At 64.2% G+C, this 17,989-nt stretch carries 14 protein-coding genes; 8 read left to right on the forward strand and 6 right to left on the reverse strand.

Features of this window, described 5'->3' with window-relative positions; translation table 11 throughout:
- The first annotated feature begins 43 nt into the window (after positions 1-43).
- The 5 genes from BLT86_RS16900 to gloA all read left to right on the forward strand — a co-directional run bounded on the left by BLT86_RS16900 (position 44) and on the right by gloA (position 9,111).
- Complete coding sequence (locus BLT86_RS16900) at positions 44-1,708, forward strand: ShlB/FhaC/HecB family hemolysin secretion/activation protein (protein WP_092378326.1); 1,665 nt, start codon at positions 44-46, stop codon at positions 1,706-1,708.
- A gap of 77 nt (positions 1,709-1,785) precedes the next feature.
- Positions 1,786-5,676: a two-partner secretion domain-containing protein gene (locus BLT86_RS16905; RefSeq protein WP_092378329.1), complete on the forward strand. Its 3,891-nt coding sequence runs from the start codon at positions 1,786-1,788 to the stop codon at positions 5,674-5,676.
- 247 nt (positions 5,677-5,923) lie between these two features.
- Positions 5,924-7,762 (forward strand): dihydroxy-acid dehydratase, encoded by a 1,839-nt coding sequence (ilvD, locus tag BLT86_RS16910; protein ID WP_092378333.1) that lies wholly within the window; start codon positions 5,924-5,926, stop codon positions 7,760-7,762.
- Between the two features lie 124 nt (positions 7,763-7,886).
- Positions 7,887-8,345, forward strand: a complete 459-nt coding sequence (locus BLT86_RS16915; protein WP_092378336.1) for a metallophosphoesterase family protein — start codon at positions 7,887-7,889, stop codon at positions 8,343-8,345.
- Between the two features lie 238 nt (positions 8,346-8,583).
- The gene (gloA, locus tag BLT86_RS16920; protein WP_021490448.1) at positions 8,584-9,111 is read left to right on the forward strand and encodes a lactoylglutathione lyase; all 528 of its coding nucleotides are present in this window, start codon (positions 8,584-8,586) and stop codon (positions 9,109-9,111) included.
- 72 nt (positions 9,112-9,183) lie between these two features.
- On the opposite strand, the gene BLT86_RS16925 is transcribed toward gloA, so the two are convergent.
- Positions 9,184-9,831, reverse strand: coding sequence for a YitT family protein (locus tag BLT86_RS16925; protein WP_092378340.1), 648 nt, complete (start codon positions 9,829-9,831; stop codon positions 9,184-9,186).
- 112 nt (positions 9,832-9,943) lie between these two features.
- Positions 9,944-10,474: a dihydrofolate reductase gene (locus BLT86_RS16930; protein ID WP_092378346.1), complete on the reverse strand. Its 531-nt coding sequence runs from the start codon at positions 10,472-10,474 to the stop codon at positions 9,944-9,946.
- A gap of 115 nt (positions 10,475-10,589) precedes the next feature.
- Between BLT86_RS16930 and BLT86_RS16935 the strand changes: the two genes are divergently transcribed.
- The 3 genes from BLT86_RS16935 to BLT86_RS16945 all read left to right on the forward strand — a co-directional run bounded on the left by BLT86_RS16935 (position 10,590) and on the right by BLT86_RS16945 (position 14,705).
- Positions 10,590-11,732, forward strand: a complete 1,143-nt coding sequence (locus tag BLT86_RS16935; protein WP_167377328.1) for a glycerophosphodiester phosphodiesterase — start codon at positions 10,590-10,592, stop codon at positions 11,730-11,732.
- A 60-nt stretch (positions 11,733-11,792) separates the two neighbouring features.
- Positions 11,793-13,184 (forward strand): DUF2868 domain-containing protein, encoded by a 1,392-nt coding sequence (locus BLT86_RS16940; RefSeq protein ID WP_092378353.1) that lies wholly within the window; start codon positions 11,793-11,795, stop codon positions 13,182-13,184.
- Positions 13,185-13,322: 138 nt separating this feature from the next.
- Positions 13,323-14,705 carry a GTPase/DUF3482 domain-containing protein gene (locus tag BLT86_RS16945; protein WP_092378355.1) on the forward strand — a complete coding sequence of 461 codons (1,383 nt, stop codon included), beginning with the start codon at positions 13,323-13,325 and terminating at the stop codon, positions 14,703-14,705.
- Positions 14,706-14,764: 59 nt separating this feature from the next.
- Here BLT86_RS16945 and BLT86_RS16950 read toward each other — a convergent pair whose 3' ends face one another.
- The 4 genes from BLT86_RS16950 to BLT86_RS16965 all read right to left on the reverse strand — a co-directional run bounded on the left by BLT86_RS16950 (position 14,765) and on the right by BLT86_RS16965 (position 17,880).
- Positions 14,765-15,292, reverse strand: coding sequence for an REP-associated tyrosine transposase (locus BLT86_RS16950; protein ID WP_017675911.1), 528 nt, complete (start codon positions 15,290-15,292; stop codon positions 14,765-14,767).
- Positions 15,293-15,489: 197 nt separating this feature from the next.
- Positions 15,490-16,284 (reverse strand): thymidylate synthase, encoded by a 795-nt coding sequence (locus BLT86_RS16955; protein ID WP_092378358.1) that lies wholly within the window; start codon positions 16,282-16,284, stop codon positions 15,490-15,492.
- A complete protein-coding gene (gene lgt / locus BLT86_RS16960; RefSeq protein ID WP_092378360.1) occupies positions 16,281-17,087 on the reverse strand; it encodes a prolipoprotein diacylglyceryl transferase in 807 nt (268 codons plus the stop codon). The genes BLT86_RS16955 and lgt overlap by 4 nt, the downstream gene beginning before the upstream one ends.
- A 10-nt stretch (positions 17,088-17,097) precedes the next feature.
- Positions 17,098-17,880: a sulfite exporter TauE/SafE family protein gene (locus BLT86_RS16965; RefSeq protein WP_092378362.1), complete on the reverse strand. Its 783-nt coding sequence runs from the start codon at positions 17,878-17,880 to the stop codon at positions 17,098-17,100.
- Positions 17,881-17,989 lie beyond the last annotated feature (109 nt).

Below are 17,989 nucleotides of genomic sequence, written 5' to 3' on the forward strand. Positions count from 1 at the left end.
ACTCAGGCCTGGACAGCCGTCTCCCAGAAGGAAGCTGATCGCCATGCGTGTTGCCACGAGCCTGTTGTCCGTCGCCTTGCTGGCCGCCGGGAATACCCTTGCCAGCCGGGCTCTGGCAGCCGTAGCGCCGGACGCCGGTCAGACTCAACAAAGCCTCGACCAGAAGCCCCTGCAGTTACCCGAGCGGCAATCCATAGACATCAACCTGCCCGACTCACCCGGTGACCAGGTGCAAAGCACTGGGCCGAGCCTGCAGGTCACAGGTTTCGTCCTCGAGGGCAACAGCGCCATCCCCAACGAGCAACTGCTGCCGCTGCTCGATGACCTGAACAATCGCACCCTCACACTCGGCGACCTGCAGGGCGCCGCCAATAGCATCACCCGCATCTACCGCGAACGCGGTTACCCGCTGGCACGCGCCTATCTGCCTGCCCAGGAGATCGATGGCGGCATGGTCCGGATCGCCGTGCTCGAAGGCCACTACGGCCAGGTGCAGATCAACGACCAGGCCGGCCTGGGTGGCAGCGCCCTCGCGCCCCTGGCGGTGCTGCAAGCCGGCGATGCGGTGCAGGCCAGGCCGCTCGAACGCAGCCTGTTGCTGCTACAGGACACCCCCGGTGTCGAGGTGAAGTCCACCCTGCGCCCCGGCACCAGCACCGGCAGCACCGACCTGCTGGTGAATATCGAGCGCGCACCGCTGCTGTCCGGTTCCATCGACGCCGACAACTACGGCAACCGCTTCACCGGCCAGTACCGCCTCGGCGGCACCCTCAATCTCAACAGCCCACTGGGGCTGGGTGACCGTTTGACCCTGCGCGGCATGGGTTCGGACGAAGAGCAGAACTACGGCCGCATCGCCTATCAGCTACCTGTCGGCCCCTGGTCGACTCAGCTCGGCGTGGCTTATTCGGACATGGACTATGAGCTGGCGAAGGACTTCGAAGACCTCGATGCCCATGGCAATGCACGCATCGCCAGCGTCTTCGCCCTGCAACCGCTGATGCGCTCGCGGGATTTCAACCTCTATGTGCAGGCCCAATTCGACGACAAGCGCCTGCAAGACGACATCGACCTGTTCGACCAGAAGAGCGAAAAACGCTCGCGCGTGGCCATCCTGACGCTCAACGGCAACAGCCGTGACACCCTGCTCGGCGGTGGCATCAACAGCTTCGCCCTGGCCTGGAGCCAGGGCAGCCTGAACCTCGACGATGCCACTGCGCAGCGTATCGACGACCTCACTGCCGGCACGGCCGGCCGCTTCCACAAGCTCAACCCCAGCCTGGTTCGCCTGCAGCGCCTGAGCGAACGCTTCAGCCTCTACACCCAGCTGCAAGGCCAATGGGCCGACGGCAACCTCGACAGTTCGGAAAAGCTCTACCTGGGCGGCGCCTACGGTGTACGCGCCTACCCGCAGGGCGAAGCCTCCGGCGACCAGGGCTGGCTGGCCAACCTCGAGCTGCGCTATGCGCTGACCGATGCCTGGCAGCTCAGCACCTTCGTCGACCATGGCCAGGTGCGCCTGAACAAGGACACCTGGGCCTCCGGCGAGAACCATCGCAGCCTTTCCGGTGCCGGCCTGGGCGCACGCTGGGCAGCACACGGCTGGCAGGTCAGCGCCGTGACCGCGTGGAAACTGGGCAACAGCGACCCGCAGAGCGATGTCGACCGCAGCCCGCGCGTATGGGCGCAGGTGGTGCGCTTCTTCTAACGCTGCAAGCCCTTGATGGTTACACCGCAGGCCGAAACGCAACACTCCGCAGCCAGACGATTGATAAGGGGACATCCATGAACCGCAGCTACGCTCTAATCTGGAACCACGCCCTGGGTGCCTGGGCCGTCGCCCATGAACACGCCCGCAAACGTGGCAAGGGAGCCGGTGCGGTATTGGCGACAAGCCTCGTGCTGGCCAGCTCGGCCTTCGCCGCCGACCTGCCCACTGGCGGTCAGGTGGTCGCCGGCAGCGGCAGCATCAGCCAGCCCAACGGCCAGCAGATGGTCATCGATCAAGCCAGCAACAAGCTGGCCATCGACTGGCAGAGCTTCGACATCGGCAGCGGCAACAAGGTGACCTTCAACCAGCCCGGCACCGACTCGATCGCCCTCAACCGCGTACTCGGCGCCGACGGCTCGAAAATCATGGGCCAGCTCGATGCCAACGGTCGGGTGTTCATCATCAATCCCAACGGGGTGCTGTTCGGCGCCGGGGCGCAAGTCAACGTAGGCGGTCTGGTGGCCTCCACCCTGGATCTGTCAGTGAGCGATTTCGAAGCAGGCAACTATGCCTTCAAGGGGGACGGCAGCACCGCTTCGATCATCAACAATGGGCGCATCACCGCCGCCGATGGCGGCAGCGTCGCCCTGCTCGGCGGCACGGTCAGCAACAACGGCGTGATCGTCGCCAACCAGGGCACGGTGGCCCTGGCCGCCGGTAACGCGGTTACCCTCGACTTCGCGGGTGATGGCCTGCTCAGCGTGCAGGTCGACGAGGCGGTGAAGGACGCGCTGGTGGAAAACCGTCAGTTGATCCAGGCCGACGGCGGCAACGTCATCCTCACCGCCAGCGCAGCCGATGCGCTGCTGCAGACTGTGGTCAACAACGAGGGCGTGATCCAGGCCCGCACCCTGGGCGAGAAAGAAGGCAGGATCGTCCTGCTCGGCGACTTCGACGGCGGCACGGTGCAGGTCGCCGGCACCCTGGATGCCAGCGCGGCGGATGGCGGCAATGGCGGCTTTATCGACACCAGCGGCGCCCATGTGCAAATCGTCGAGGGCACGACCGTCACCACCAAGGCCACGACCGGGCAAACCGGCACCTGGCTGATCGACCCGAGCGACTTCACCGTCAGCGCCGGCAGTGCCGGCCAGACCACCAGCGGCATCGGTGCCAGCACCCTCAGCGCCAACCTGCAGAACACCAGCATCACGCTACAGACCGTGGCGGGAGGCAGCGAAAACGGTGACATCAACGTCAATGCTGCCGTGAGCTGGAGCGCAGATACCACGCTGACGCTTGATGCCCATGGCCGCATAAACGTCAATAAGGACATCACCGCCAGCGGCGACAATGCAGCGCTGGTGCTGGCCTACGGCAATGGTTACAGCCTGAACCAGGGCGCCCGCATTACCCTCTCCGGAGGCAATGCCGGACTGAATCTCGGTGGCATCGACTACACCCTGATTCGCGACCTCGGCGCCCTGCAAGGAATCTCGGGAAGCGGCCACTACGCCCTCGCCATCGACCTCGATGCCGCTTCGACCAGTACCTGGAACGCTGGAGCCGGCTTCGCTCCTATCGATGGCTTCAACGGCACGTTTGCCGGCCTAGGGCACACCATCGACAGCCTGGTCATCAATCGCCCGAACGAGTCGACTGTCGGTATGTTCGGCCTGACTGAAGCCACCCTCCGCGATCTGACCCTGTCCAATGTCTCCATCACCGGCGCTGGCACCGTGGGTGGCCTGGTGGCAAGGCTGAGCGCCGGTACTCTGACCAATGCCCATGTCACCGGGCAGGTATCTTCAGCGGGCGGTTTAGTCGGCGGGTTGGTGGGCTGGAGCGATCAGGGCGCCGTCAGCCACTCCTCCTCTACAGCTACGGTCAGCGGGACGAGTGAGGTGGGTGGCTTGATCGGTCGTAATCGTGCTGCCTCGGTCACGGACGCCTATGCAACCGGAGCGGTGACCGGTACGGGTAGTGCCATCGGCGGGCTTATCGGCAGTACCGTGCAGGGCACCACATTGACCAATGCTTACGCCAGCGGCCGAGTAACCGGTACTGGCGGGCTGGTGGGGAGTGTTGATGGCTCCGGAGCTACGGTCACCAACAGCTACTGGGACATGGACTCCACCGGCCAAGCAAGCAGTGCAGCCGGCACTGGCATCGACTCCACCAATGCCCGCACCCAAGCCACCTACGCCGGCTTCGACTTCACCAACACCTGGGTGATGTTCGAAGGCGATACACGGCCCATGCTGCGCGGCGAGTACTCGACGACCCTCTTCACGCCCCACGCCCTGCAACTGATGGCGCTGGATCTGTCAGCCGACTACCGCCTGGGCACCGACCTGGATCTCGGTGCTGCGCTTGCAGCAGGCGGCAATGGCTACTACGGCGATGTCTGGGGAGCGGCAGGGTTCAAACCGGTGGGCAACGCCAGCACTCCCTTTACCGGCTCGCTGGATGGTCAAGGCCACCTGATTCGCGACCTCAGGATAAATCGCGCAAACGAAAGCGAAGTGGCATTGATCGGGCAGACAGCCGCCGGGGCACAGATTCACGACCTGGGACTGGTGGGTGGCAGCATCCATGGCAGGTTCAATGCTGCCAGCCTGGTAGGCATCAACTACGGCGGCATACTCAGCAACCTCCATACCAACGTCACCGTCAGTTCCACTGCACGCGGTGCTGGTGGCTTGGTGGCACGCAACCGGGACAACGGCATCATTCGCAACAGCTATGCCACTGGCAATGTCAGCGGCGCGGAGAACGTCGTAGGTGGGCTGACCGGTGAAAACTGGGGCCTGGTAGAAAATTCCTACGCCACGGGAAGCATCAGCGGTGCCGTAATGACCGGCGGCCTGGTGGGCGCCAACACCGGCACCATCCGCAATGCCTATGCCACCGGTCAGGTACAAGGCACAGAGTATGTAGGTGGTTTGGCCGGTTATAACGGCAGCCTGATCGAATACACCTACGCCACTGGCAGCGTGAGCGGGGTGACGTCCGTAGGGGGCTTGGTAGGCGACATAGCAACCGGACGCGTAGCGGACTCGTTCTGGAACACCGACACCTTCACCGGCCCCGGCGCGGGGACCATTGGTGGTGTTGCGACCGTGGAAAATCCACGCGGCCTGGACAGCACGGCGTTACGCGACGCCTCCAACTATGCCACCTGGAACCTGGCCACCAGCGGCGGTAGCAATGCAGTGTGGAGGATCTACGAAGGGCAAACTGCACCGCTGCTACGCAGCTTCATGCAGAGCGTGACCGTCACGGCGACGGACATCGGCAATAGAACCTACGATGGCCAGAGCAGCGGCACCAGTGGCTATACAACTGATCTCGGCACCACCCAGGATGATGATCTGCTGCTTGGTAGCCTGACCTACTCCAGCGCCTCGCAGAACGCTGGCAGCTACAGCACCACCGATGGCAGTCTCAGCCTGGACGGGTTGTATTCGGGTCAGCAGGGCTACGACATCAGCTACGACGATACCACCCTGACCATCGATAAGGCCGCGCTCACCGTCACCGCCGTTGATGCCAGCAAGACGTACGATGGCATGGCCTTCACTGGCGGCAATGGGGTCAGCTACAGCGGCTTCGTCAATGGCGAGGATGTCGGTGTGCTCGGCGGCAGCCTCACCTACGGCGGCAGTGCTCAGGGCGCGATCAATGCCGGCAGCTACGAGCTGAACGTCAGCGGCCTGACCTCGGGCAACTACGCCATCAGCTACAACGCAGGCACCCTGACCATCAGCGGCCAATCCCAGGGCCAGCCGAGCAACCCGGCGGTAGAAATACCTCAGGCCTATACCGATATTCTCGCTGCCACTCAAAGTGGCCCGGATAGCGAGGCGAGTGCTCCGTCATTCACCCCAGACGAACTCTATCGAATCGCCGATAGCGGTATCCGGCTACCGGAAGGCCTTGACGGCGCGTCACGAGGCAATTGATCACTGCATCACCCACCACACTGAATCTGACGGATCACCACGGATGATGACCGTCAGCAGCCTTTCCCCTGGCGCCCGCTGCGGCGTAGAATCGACTTATTTCCCGCCAGGCATCCTCCGGCGGGCCTGTGAGCCCTGGCCGCGCGAACGGTGATCCCGTCTCGTCATGCAGCCCACGACACGCGGTGACCTGCCGCCCCACGACGCTCACCGCCTACATAACCGAATTAGCCGCAGGATCATCGTCATGCCTGACTACCGCTCAAAGACTTCCACCCACGGCCGCAACATGGCCGGCGCCCGCGCCCTGTGGCGTGCCACCGGGATGAAGGACGAAGACTTCAAGAAGCCGATCATCGCCGTCGCCAACTCCTTCACCCAGTTCGTGCCCGGCCACGTGCACCTGAAGGACATGGGCCAGCTGGTCGCCCGCGAGATCGAGAAGGCCGGCGGCGTGGCCAAGGAATTCAACACCATCGCCGTCGACGACGGCATCGCCATGGGTCACGACGGCATGCTCTATTCGCTGCCGAGCCGCGAGATCATCGCCGACTCCGTGGAATACATGGTCAACGCCCACTGCGCCGACGCCATCGTCTGCATCAGCAACTGCGACAAGATCACCCCCGGCATGCTGATGGCCGCCCTGCGCCTGAACATCCCGGTGGTGTTCGTCTCCGGCGGGCCGATGGAAGCCGGCAAGACCAAGCTGGCCAACCACGGCCTGGACCTGGTCGACGCCATGGTCATCGCCGCCGACGACAGCGCCAGCGACGAGAAGGTTGCCGAGTACGAGCGCAGCGCCTGCCCGACCTGCGGTAGCTGCTCCGGCATGTTCACCGCCAACTCGATGAACTGCCTGACCGAGGCCCTCGGTCTGTCGCTGCCGGGCAACGGCTCGACCCTGGCCACCCACAGCGACCGCGAGCAGCTGTTCCTGCGCGCCGGGCGCCTGGCGGTGGAGCTGTGCCAGCGCTACTACGGCGAGAACGACGACTCCGTGCTGCCGCGCAATATCGCCAACTTCAAGGCGTTCGAGAACGCCATGATGCTGGACATCGCCATGGGCGGCTCGACCAACACCATCCTCCACCTGCTGGCCGCCGCCCAGGAAGCCGAGATCGATTTCGACCTGCGCGATATCGACCGCCTGTCCCGCATCGTGCCGCAGCTGTGCAAGGTGGCGCCGAACATCCAGAAGTACCACATGGAAGACGTGCACCGCGCCGGCGGCGTCTTCAGCATCCTCGGCGAGCTGGCTCGCGGCGGCCTGCTGCACACCGACGTGGCCACCGTGCACAGCCCAAGCATGGCCGACGCCATCGCCCAGTGGGACATCACCCAGACCCGCGACGAGAAGGTGCACACCTTCTTCAAGGCCGGCCCGGCCGGTATCCCGACCCAGACCGCGTTCAGCCAGAGCACCCGCTGGCCGAGCCTGGACGATGACCGCGAGAACGGCTGCATCCGCAGCGTCGAGCACGCCTACTCCCAGGAAGGCGGCCTGGCGGTGCTGTACGGCAACATCGCCCTCGACGGCTGCGTGGTGAAGACCGCCGGCGTGGATGAATCGATCCACGTGTTCGAAGGCACCGCGAAGATTTTCGAGAGCCAGGACGCCGCCGTGAAAGGCATTCTCGCCGACGAGGTCAAGGCCGGTGATGTGGTGATCATCCGCTACGAAGGCCCGAAAGGTGGCCCGGGCATGCAGGAAATGCTCTACCCGACCAGCTACCTGAAATCCAAGGGCCTGGGCAAGGCCTGTGCCCTGCTCACCGATGGCCGTTTCTCCGGCGGCACCTCGGGCCTGTCCATCGGCCACGCCTCGCCGGAAGCCGCTGCCGGCGGCGCCATCGGGCTGGTGGAAGACGGCGACAAGATCCATATCGACATCCACAATCGCACCATCCAACTGCTGGTCAGCGATGAAGAGCTGTCGCACCGCCGCCACGTCCAGGACAAGAAGGGCTGGAAGCCGGTGGAACAGCGTCCGCGCAAGGTCACCACGGCGCTCAAGGCCTACGCCCTGCTCGCCACCAGCGCCGACAAGGGTGCGGTGCGCAACAAGGCGATGCTCGACGACTGATTCGTCAGCATTGCTACAGCGAAAAGCCCGGCCTGGTTTGCCGGGCTTTTTATTGTCGGAAGGTTTTGCATCTGGCGCTGATCGCCAGCAAGCTGGCTCCTGCATCCATGCTCAGGAGCCCATCATGCATATCGGCCTGATCGCTGACACCCACAACCTGCTGCGCCCCGAGGCGCTGGCTACGTTACAGGGCGTCGATCACCTGATCCATGCCGGCGATATCGGCGGGCCGCACATTCTGGCCGAGCTGGAACGCATCGCGCCGCTGTCGGTGGTGCGCGGCAACAATGACCAGGACAGCTGGGCCGACGCCATCCCCGAGCGCCTGACGCTACGCTTCGGCGCCATCGCCCTGCATGTGCTGCACGACCTCAAGCAGCTGGATATCGACCCGGCAGCTCAGGGCATCGACGTGGTAATCGCCGGTCACTCGCACAAGCCGCTGCACGAAAAGCGCAACGGAGTGCTCTATCTCAACCCCGGCAGCGCCGGGCCGCGGCGCTTCAAGCTACCCATCGGCGTGGGCATTCTGCATATCGAGGATGACCGGGCACGGGCCGAGCTCATCACGCTGAAGGTCTAATGCGGGTGCTGGAATTGGTGGGCTGAAGCGGATCGCCGCCCGGCCCACCCTCCTCGATCGGGCATGGCTGTAGGGTGGGCTTCAGCCCACCATTCAAGACACCACGCCAGCAAGGCAGATGAAAGAGTCCCATCCACCCTGCTGTGACATTCGACCTTGAAAAACGCCATGGGCGAGGCCATCTATGCAGATACGGCCTTTCAGCACCGACCCCATTCCCTACCTGATGGAGAACCCCATGACCCTCGACGAGCTCAACGCCATTCCCGGCGTGACCGCCAAACCCGACGTCGCCACCGCCGACTTCGTCTACAACCACACCATGATCCGCGTGAAGGACCTGCAGAAGTCGCTGGATTTCTACACCCGCGTGCTGGGCTTCACCCTGCTGGAGAAGAAGGACTTCCCTGACGCCGAGTTCAGCCTGTACTTCCTCGCCCTGATCAACGACAAGTCGCAGATCCCGGCTGACCCGGCTGCTCGCCATCAATGGCGCAAGTCGATCCCCGGCGTGCTGGAGCTGACCTACAACTACGGCACCGAGAAAGACCCGGAATTTTCCTACCACAGCGGCAACAGCGACCCACGTGGCTTCGGCCACCTGTGCGTGTCGGTGCCGGACATCAAGGCGGCCTGCCAGCGCTTCGAAGACCTCGGAGTGGATTTCCAGAAACGTCTGACCGACGGCCGCATGCGCGATATCGCCTTCATCAAGGACCCGGACGGCTACTGGGTCGAGATCATCCAGTTCACTGAAGTGATCTGATTCTCGCCTCCGCGAAAAACGAAACTACGAGGGGCTGTCTCCAGCGAGGCAGCCCCTCGTTCGTTGATGCGTTCAACTAACGCCGACGTAGCGATCCGCCCGGTGATTGATCGCCAGCACCAGATTGAGCACTACCGCCCCCAGCACCGAGAGCAGCACCTTGTCTGGCGACACCACGAAAATCGCCGCCAGGACGATGCTCGCGTCGATAGCCATCTGCACGGTGCCAGAGCGGAAACCGAAGCGCTCCTGCATATACAGCGCGAGAATATTCACCCCACCCAGGCTGGCGCGGTGGCGGAACAGCATGAGCAAACCCAGCCCCATCGCAGCGCCGCCGAACAGCGCAGCATACACGGCGCTGAGGTGGGCGAAGGCGACCCAGTGCGGCGTCAGCTCGGCCAGTAGCGAAACCAGCATCACCGCGCAGCCCGTGCGCAAGGTGAAAGCCCAGCCCATGCGCCAGATACCGAGCAGGTAGAACGGCAGATTGACCAGGCAGAACACCAGACCGAACGACCAGCCGGCCTGGTAGTTGGCCAGAAAGGCGATGCCGACAGTGCCACCGGTGAGCAGGCCGGCATGCGTGTAGAAGGCGATGCCCAGCGCCACCAGAGCGGTGCCGAACAGCAGGGCCAGCGCATCTTCCCAGAGTGGGTGGCGTACGAAGAGTGCAGCGACGGCGCTCGGGCGCTCGTCGACGGGCGATTGCTCAGACATGTAAAAACCTGCATCAGGATGCACGAAAGAAAATTACGGCAGAGGCAAGGCAGTGGCCGTCCCGCCGCGCAGGAGAATCTGGCGGCAGAAATGGCCGGAACGCCAGGCAGGATTATGCGCCGCGGCGCTCCCACACTTCGAAGGCGTAAGACGGTGTCTCGGCCGAAGCCGGGTGCTCGACGCTGGAGGTCATACGCCAGGTGGCCTCGTCGACCTCGGGGAAGAAGGCATCACCCTCGGGATCCAGGCCGACACGCGTCAAGTAAAGACGATCAGCCTGGGCCAGGCCCAGCTCATAGAGCTGCGCGCCGCCGATCAGCATCAGTTCCTCGGCATTCTCTTCACGCGCCCAGGCGTCAGCTCGTTCGATAGCCTCTTCCAGCGTCGCGAATACCTCGGCACCTTCCAGGGTCAGGCCGGCCTGACGGCTGACCACGATATTGAGCCTGCCCGGCAACGGGCGCCCGAGCGAATCCCAGGTCTTGCGCCCCATGATGATCGGCTTGCCGAGCGTCATCGCCTTGAAGTGCTTGAGATCCGCCGGCAGGTGCCAGGGCAGTTGGTTGTCGCGGCCAATCACGCGGTTGTGCGCGAGCGCGGCGATCAGAGAAAGAGGTAGAGTCGTTTTCATGGCCGCGAGCATAACAGAGCCCCCAGCGGCCTCGCAGCCCATCAGTGGCTGCAGCAGCGCTGTCGTCGTATCGTCACATTCGCCGTAGCAGGCTAAGGGCTGATTCTACGAGCAAGGAGCCAGCATCATGTCGAAATCACTCTCTGCCTGGGTATTGGGCGTCACTCTGCTGCCACTGGCGGTCTTCGCCAGCCCCGCCCCGGATAAAGTACAGGCCGCCATCGATTGGGCCCAGCAGCAACCCAGCGTCAGGCAAACCCAGAACTGGGACAGCAAGGCTCCCCTGGTGATCGCCCACCGGGGCGCCAGCGGTTACGCGCCCGAGCACACACTGGCGGCCTACGCGCTGGCAGCCTTTCAAGGCGCCGACTACATCGAGCCCGACTTGGTGATGACTCGCGATGGCCAGTTGGTCGCCCGCCACGACAACGAATTGGGGCTGACCACCGACGTGGCGCAGCGCCCCGAATTCGCTGACCGCAAACGCACCCAGAGCGTCGACGGGCGCAGCCTGGAAGGCTGGTTCAGTGAGGACTTCACCCTGGCCGAGCTGAAAACCCTGCGCGCCATCGAACGTATCCCGCAGCAGCGACCGGGCAATACCCGCTTCGATGGCCAGTTCGAGATTCCCACGCTGCAAGAGATCATCGATCTGGTGAAACGTCTGGAAGCCCTTCAGCAACGAACCCTGGGTTTGTACCCGGAAACCAAGCACCCCACCCACTTCCAGCAACTCGACCTGGCCATGGAGAAACCGTTGCTGGCGGTGCTCGAACGCAACGGCTACGACAGCGCCGACGCGCCCGTTTTCATCCAGTCCTTCGAAGTGGCAAACCTCAAGGCGCTGAGCACGCTGACACCGATCCGCCTGGTGCAACTGCTGTGGGTAGAAGGCCAACCCTACGATCAGCAGGTGCTTGGCAGCGGCCTTGGCTACCAGCAAATGATCACGCCAGAAGGCCTGCAAACCATCGCGAGCTACGCCAGCGGCATCGGCCCGGAGAAAGGCATGATCATCCCGCGTGATGCCGCCGGTAACCTGACCGCGCCGACCAGCCTGGTACGTGACGCCCATGCGGCCGGGCTCAAGGTGCATCCCTACACCTTCCGCGCTGAAAACGCCTTCCTGCCCACCCGTCTGCGTAACGGCAGCGAACCGAGCGAGCGCGGCGATATCAAAGCCGAGCTGCGTGCCTTCCTCGCCACCGGTATCGATGGCCTGTTCATCGACCAGCCGGATATCGCCGTGCGTTTGCGCGAGCAGCGCTGATTCGCACCGAAGCGGATCAGGGGTTATTCTCAACCCCTGATCCGAATGACGAGACGCCGCGTGACAGACGCCTCCTCCCCTACCCCCTTCCAACGCCTCTGGCTCAGCGAAACCATTCGCCTGCGCGAGGACCATGCCGGCCCGCTCGAAGACAGCGAGGCCAATCGCCTGGCCCGTGCCGAACAGGTTGAACTGGCCGAGCGCATCCAGCATCGCGCCCTGCACCTGGCCCGCCGTGATGGTCAGTGGCAGGCGCTGTTGCACTGGTTGCAGGGCGCACGCCTGGCCGGTGTGCTGCTGGCACTGCTGGCCCTGCTCAGCGGCTTCGGCCTGGCCTTCGCGGCACTGGGTGACGGGCGCCAACCGGTCAATGTGTTCTGGGCACTGGGCAGTCTGCTTGGGCTCAACCTGCTGATGCTGCTCGGCTGGCTGCTGGGCCTGCTGCTGACCCGTGACAACCCCGGCGCGCTGGGTCGCCTGTGGCTGTGGCTCAGCGAAAAACTGGCGCGTGATGCCAGCGCTGCGCAACTGGCCCCGGCTCTGCTGCTGATGCTGCAACGCCAGCGTCTGACCCGCTGGGGACTGGGCCTGATGATCAACGGTCTGTGGGCGCTGGCCATGCTCGCGGCGCTGGCCACCCTGCTATTGCTACTCGCTACGCGCCGCTACGGCTTCGTCTGGGAAACCACCATTCTTGGTGGCGACACCTTCATCGCCCTGACCCAGGCCATCGGCGCCCTGCCCGCGCTGCTCGGCTTCAGCTTGCCAGACATCGACGTCATTCGCGCCAGCGGCGATGCCGCTATCGCCAGCGAAGCAGCCCGGCAGAGCTGGGCCGGCTGGCTGGTCGGCGTGGTGTTGGTCTACGGCCTGCTGCCACGCCTGCTGCTGGCGCTGCTGTGCCTGTGGCGCTGGCAATCCGGCAAAGGCGCGCTGCGCCTGGATCTCGACCTGCCGGGCTACAGCCTGCTGCGCCAGCGCCTGCAACCGGACAGCGAACGCCTCGGCGTCTGCGACCTGGCGCCAGCAGCTCTGCATCAGCCGCAAGGCGGCACCAATTCCCAAGCTGGCAGCGGCGCCCTCCTGCTCGGCATCGAACTGGACGAGCGTCGCCCCTGGCCGCCCGCGCCGCTACCCAAGGGCGTGGCCGATGCCGGAGTGATCGATAGCCGCGAACAGCGCCGCCAGTTGCTCGAACAACTGACCCGCTTCCCACCCGAACGTCTGGCCATTGCTTGCGACCCGCGCCGCTCACCGGATCGCGGCACCCTGGCGCTGCTCGGCGAACTGGCGCGTTGTGCGAGCGCCACGCGCGTCTGGCTGCTACCGCCGACGCCCGGTGAGAGCCTGGACAGCGCGCGCCTGACGGACTGGCACCAGGCCCTCGACACCCTAGGGCTGACCCACGGTGATACGGCGCCGCTGAACTGGCTGGAGAGCGGACATGAATAGAGAGCCGCAGGCACACGGCCTTCATGTAGGAGCGAGCTCTGCTCGCGAACCATGGCAAACGGCAAAAGCTTCGCGAGCAGAGCTCGCTCCTACCTCGATGCACGCTCTGCTTCCGAGCTACCCGGCCGAGACCACGCCATGAGCCCACCACTGAAACTGGCCCTGGTCGGCCATACCAATGTCGGCAAGACCTCGCTGCTGCGTACCCTGACCCGCGACGTGGAGTTCGGCGAAGTCTCGCCGCGCGCCAGCACCACGCGCCATGTCGAGGGTGCGCGCCTGTCGGTGGACGGCCAGGCCTTGCTGGAGCTGTACGACACCCCCGGCCTGGAAGACGCCATTGCCCTGCTCGACTACCTGGAGCGCCTCGACCGCCCCGGTGAACGCCTGGACGGCCCGGCCCGTCTGGCGCGTTTTCTCGAAGGCAGCGAAGCGCGCCAGCGTTACGAACAGGAGGCCAAGGTGCTGCGTCAGCTGCTGGCCTCCGACGCCGGCCTGTATGTAATCGACGTGCGTGAGCCGGTGCTGGCCAAGTACCGCGACGAACTGGCGGTGCTGACCATGTGTGGCCGGCCGCTGCTGCCGGTGCTCAACTTTGTCGCCAGCGCCAGCCACCGCGAAGGTGAATGGCGCGAAGCCCTGGCTCGCCTCGGCCTGCACGCCCTGGTGGCGTTCGACAGTGTGGCGCCACCCGAAGATGGCGAACGACGCCTGTACGAAAGCCTGGCCCTGCTGCTGGAGCGTTCGCGCTCCCAGTTGCAACGCCTGATCGAGGATCACGAAGCACAGCGCCAGGCCCGTCGACAGGCCGGCAACCGGTTGATCGCCGAACTGCTGATCGACTGCGCCGCCTGCCGCCGCAGCGTCGCCGCCCAGCCGGTGCTGGAACAGGGCGCCATTTCTGAGCTGCGCGATGCGATTCGCCAACGCGAGCAGCGCTGCGTCGAGGCCCTATTGCGCCTGTATGCCTTCCGCAGCAGCGATGCCAAGGCGGCCGACCTGCCGCTGCTCGACGGCCGCTGGGGCGACGACCTGTTCAACCCGGAAACGCTGAAGCAGCTCGGCATCAAGGTCGGTGGCGGCATGGCGGCCGGCGCCGCCACGGGCGTCGGCGTCGACCTGCTGGTCGGCGGCATCACCCTGGGCGCGGCCGCCGCGCTGGGCGCGGTGATCGGTGGTAGCGCACAGACCCTGCGCAACTACGGGGAACGACTGAAGGGAAAACTCAAGGGCCAGCGCGAGCTGACCGTCGACGATGCTGTACTGCGCCTGCTCGCCCTACGTCAGCAGCAACTGCTGGCTGCACTGAACGTACGTGGTCACGCCGCGGTGGACGCCATCACCCTCAACGCCCCGCGAGAAACCCTGTGGCGCCAGGGCAAGCTACCGGCGCCACTTAACGTGGCACGGGCGCATCCCGAATGGTCATCACTCAATCCCGGCGCACGCCTGGAAGAGGCCGAACGCGCCGAACAGGTAGAGCGCCTGTGCAGCGACCTTTCCATGCAACCGGTGGGCTGAAGCCCACCCTACGCGATGAGTGATAGTTATCTGTAGGGTGGGCTTCAGCCCACCAATACCTACTCCCCAAACTCGCCATCACCATCATCCCGCCCACCCCAATCTGCAGGCAGGAGCCCGCGCCCGACATAACGATGGAAGCTCGAATAAGGCCAGTCGCCAACCTGACTCACCAGGCCGTGCTTTACCGGGTTGAAATGGATGTAGTCGACATGCCTTGCGAGATCCTCCTCATCACGGATGCGGTGCTCCCAGAAGCGTCTCTGCCAGACTCCCTTCTCACGCCTTCTGGATTTGCTGGCGCTGACAGACGCCATGGCGGGTAGAGCCCGAGAAAACTGGCTTTTGATCAATGCCCAACGCCGGGAATAGTCGCGGTCATCCTCAGGCAGTTCCCAAACAGCATGCAGATGGTCGGGTAGAACACAGATGGCGACGGTCTTGAACGGCATGCGCTTGCTGGCCTCGACGTAGACCTGGCGCAGCAGCGCAATTTCCTCCACCAGTAAGCGGGAACGACGATCAGCGAGAGTGACCGTGAAGAAGTAGGTTGCACCGGGAATCCGTTCGCGGCGGTAGTGGGGCATGGGCAGTCCTTTGCCTGTTGGGTGTCGGTGAAGGGGCCGGCGGCAACGGATTGGTGAATCGGTGGGCTGAAGCCCACCCTACAAGAAACGCCACCCGGCCCACCCTACATCCTAGTAGAGCTTCGTGACGCTGCCAGACCGTAGGGTGGGCCGGGCGGCGCTCCGCTTTAGCCCACCAGAGCCCACCCACTTCTATCTCACACTGCCACCGGCGCCTTGATATGCGGGTGCGCTTCGTAGCCGACCAGTTCGAAGTCCTCGAATTTGAAGGCCAGCAGATCCTTCACCTCGGGGTTGAGCTTCATGGTCGGCAGCGGCAGCGGCTGGCGGGTCAGTTGCAGATCAGTTTGCTCGATGTGGTTGGCGTACAGGTGGCAGTCGCCACCGGTCCAGATGAACTCGCCCGGCTGCAGGTTACACACCTGCGCCACCATCAGCGTCAGCAGCGCGTAGCTGGCGATGTTGAAAGGCACGCCGAGGAAGATGTCTGCCGAACGCTGATAGAGCTGGCAGGAGAGCTTGCCGTCCGCCACGTAGAACTGGAACAGCGCATGGCATGGCGGCAGGGCCATCTGCTCGACCAGCGCGGGGTTCCAGGCCGAGACGATCAGGCGACGGGAGTCCGGATTCTTCCTGATCATCTCGATCAACTTGGCGATCTGGTCGATGGACTCGCCGTTGGGTGCCGGCCAACTACGCCACTGGTAGCCGTAGACCGGGCCGAGATTGCCATTCTCGTCGGCCCACTCGTCCCAGATGCTGACGCCGTTTTCCTTCAAATAACGGATGTTGGTATCGCCCTGCAGGAACCACAGCAGCTCGTGGATGATCGAGCGCAGGTGACACTTCTTGGTGGTGACGATGGGGAAGCCATCGGCCAGGTCGAAGCGCATCTGGTAGCCGAACACGCTGTAGGTGCCGGTGCCGGTGCGGTCTTCCTTGAAGGTGCCATGCTCGCGCACATGGCGCATCAGGTCGAGGTACTGTTTCATGGTGCGGCCCCCTCCTGGGTAGCCTGGCGTTTGTAGGCGTAGGCGATCAGGCCCAGGCCGGCGAGAATCATCGGTATGCAGAGGACCTGCCCCATGGTCAGCCAGCCCCAGGCCAGGTAGCCAAGCTGGGCGTCGGGCACACGGACGAATTCGACAATGAAGCGGAAGATGCCGTAGCACACGGCGAACATGCCGGAAACGGCCATGGTCGGGCGCGGCTTGCGCGAGTAGAACCAGAGGATGGTGAACAGTGCCACGCCCTCCAGGGCGAACTGGTACAGCTGCGACGGGTGGCGCGCCAGTTGCTCCGGGTCGGTGGGGAAGACCATCGCCCATGGCACGTCGGTGGCCTTGCCCCACAGCTCGGCATTGATGAAGTTACCAATGCGCCCGGCACCCAGGCCAATCGGCACCAGTGGTGCGATGAAATCCATCAGTTCGAAGAAGCTCTTGCCGTTGCGCTTGCCGAACCACCAGGTCGCCAGCATCACCCCGATCAGCCCGCCATGGAACGACATGCCGCCTTCCCAGACTCGCAGGATCTTCGCCGGTTCGGCGATATAGGCGGCAAAATCATAGAAGAACACGTAGCCCAGGCGCCCACCGAGAATCACCCCCATGGCCACCCAGAACACCAGATCGGACAGCTTGTCCTTGGTCCAGGTCGCATCGAAACGCTCCAGCCGGCGCGAGGCAAGCCACCAGGCACCACCGATACCGACCAGGTACATCAGGCCGTACCAATGGATTTTCAGGGGACCAAGGGCGATGGCCACCGGGTCGATCTGCGGATAAGGCAGCATCCAGGACTCCTTAAATGAAAAAACTCAGGCCCACGCTGAACAGCAGCAGGGCGAACAGACGCTTGAGCAACAGTGGCGACAGGCGATGAGCCAGGCGCGCACCAAAACGGGCAAAGAACATGCTGGTCAGGGCTATCCCCAGCAATGCCGGGAGATACACGAAACCGACGCTCCATGGCGGCAGATTCGGATTCCCCCAGCCGGTGAACATGAAACTCAACGCGCCGGCAATGGCAATCGGCAAACCACAGGCTGCCGAGGTGGCCACCGCCTGCTGGATCGGCACGCTGCGCCAGACCAGAAAGGGCACGGTCAGCGAACCACCGCCAATGCCGAAGATCGCCGACGCCCAGCCGATCACCCCGCCGGCTACCGTCAATGTCGGCTTGCCTGGGACACCGCGACTGGCCTTGGGTTTCAGGTCCAGCGCCATCTGCGCGGCAACGATGATGGCGAACGTACCGATGATCTTCTGCAGCAACGGTCCCTGGATCAACGCCGCCGTCATGGCCCCCAGCGCAGCACCGAGCAGAATGCCAATGGTCAACCAGCGAAACAGCGGCCAGCGCACCGCGCCCTTGCGATGGTGCTCGAGCAGCGAATTGATCGAGGTAAAGACGATCGTCGCCAGGGAAGTGCCCACTGCCAGGTGAGTGAGGATTTCCGTTGCCATACCCTGGGCGGTGAAGCTCAGCACCAACACCGGCACGATGATCAGACCACCGCCCACGCCGAACAGGCCAGCCAGCACACCGGCAGCCGAGCCCAGTACCAGGTAGAGCAGCAGCTCCATCGACACCCCCAAAAACAAAGCGGCATGGTAGCGGAAATGCCTCCTCAACGGCACACGGATCGACGGAACGGTTGCCGCCCCTGGCTGAGCTCGCTAGCCTGCCAGACTC

Source organism: Pseudomonas sihuiensis, assembly GCF_900106015.1.
In the GTDB taxonomy this organism is placed as follows: Bacteria; Pseudomonadota; Gammaproteobacteria; order Pseudomonadales; family Pseudomonadaceae; genus Aquipseudomonas; species Aquipseudomonas sihuiensis.

What these genes read in the sequence shown, in the direction of transcription:
- ilvD (WP_092378333.1), top strand. Translation starts at nt 5,924, where the DNA reads ATGCCTGACTACCGCTCAAAGACTTCCACCCACGGCCGCAACATGGCC.
- BLT86_RS16925 (WP_092378340.1), bottom strand. Translation starts at nt 9,831, where the DNA reads ATGTCTGAGCAATCGCCCGTCGACGAGCGCCCGAGCGCCGTCGCTGCA.
- BLT86_RS16915 (WP_092378336.1), top strand. Translation starts at nt 7,887, where the DNA reads ATGCATATCGGCCTGATCGCTGACACCCACAACCTGCTGCGCCCCGAG.
- BLT86_RS16900 (WP_092378326.1), top strand. Translation starts at nt 44, where the DNA reads ATGCGTGTTGCCACGAGCCTGTTGTCCGTCGCCTTGCTGGCCGCCGGG.
- BLT86_RS16930 (WP_092378346.1), bottom strand. Translation starts at nt 10,474, where the DNA reads ATGCTCGCGGCCATGAAAACGACTCTACCTCTTTCTCTGATCGCCGCG.
- gloA (WP_021490448.1), top strand. Translation starts at nt 8,584, where the DNA reads ATGACCCTCGACGAGCTCAACGCCATTCCCGGCGTGACCGCCAAACCC.
- BLT86_RS16950 (WP_017675911.1), bottom strand. Translation starts at nt 15,292, where the DNA reads ATGCCCCACTACCGCCGCGAACGGATTCCCGGTGCAACCTACTTCTTC.
- lgt (WP_092378360.1), bottom strand. Translation starts at nt 17,087, where the DNA reads ATGCTGCCTTATCCGCAGATCGACCCGGTGGCCATCGCCCTTGGTCCC.
- BLT86_RS16905 (WP_092378329.1), top strand. Translation starts at nt 1,786, where the DNA reads ATGAACCGCAGCTACGCTCTAATCTGGAACCACGCCCTGGGTGCCTGG.
- BLT86_RS16965 (WP_092378362.1), bottom strand. Translation starts at nt 17,880, where the DNA reads ATGGAGCTGCTGCTCTACCTGGTACTGGGCTCGGCTGCCGGTGTGCTG.
- BLT86_RS16935 (WP_167377328.1), top strand. Translation starts at nt 10,590, where the DNA reads ATGTCGAAATCACTCTCTGCCTGGGTATTGGGCGTCACTCTGCTGCCA.
- BLT86_RS16945 (WP_092378355.1), top strand. Translation starts at nt 13,323, where the DNA reads ATGAGCCCACCACTGAAACTGGCCCTGGTCGGCCATACCAATGTCGGC.
- BLT86_RS16955 (WP_092378358.1), bottom strand. Translation starts at nt 16,284, where the DNA reads ATGAAACAGTACCTCGACCTGATGCGCCATGTGCGCGAGCATGGCACC.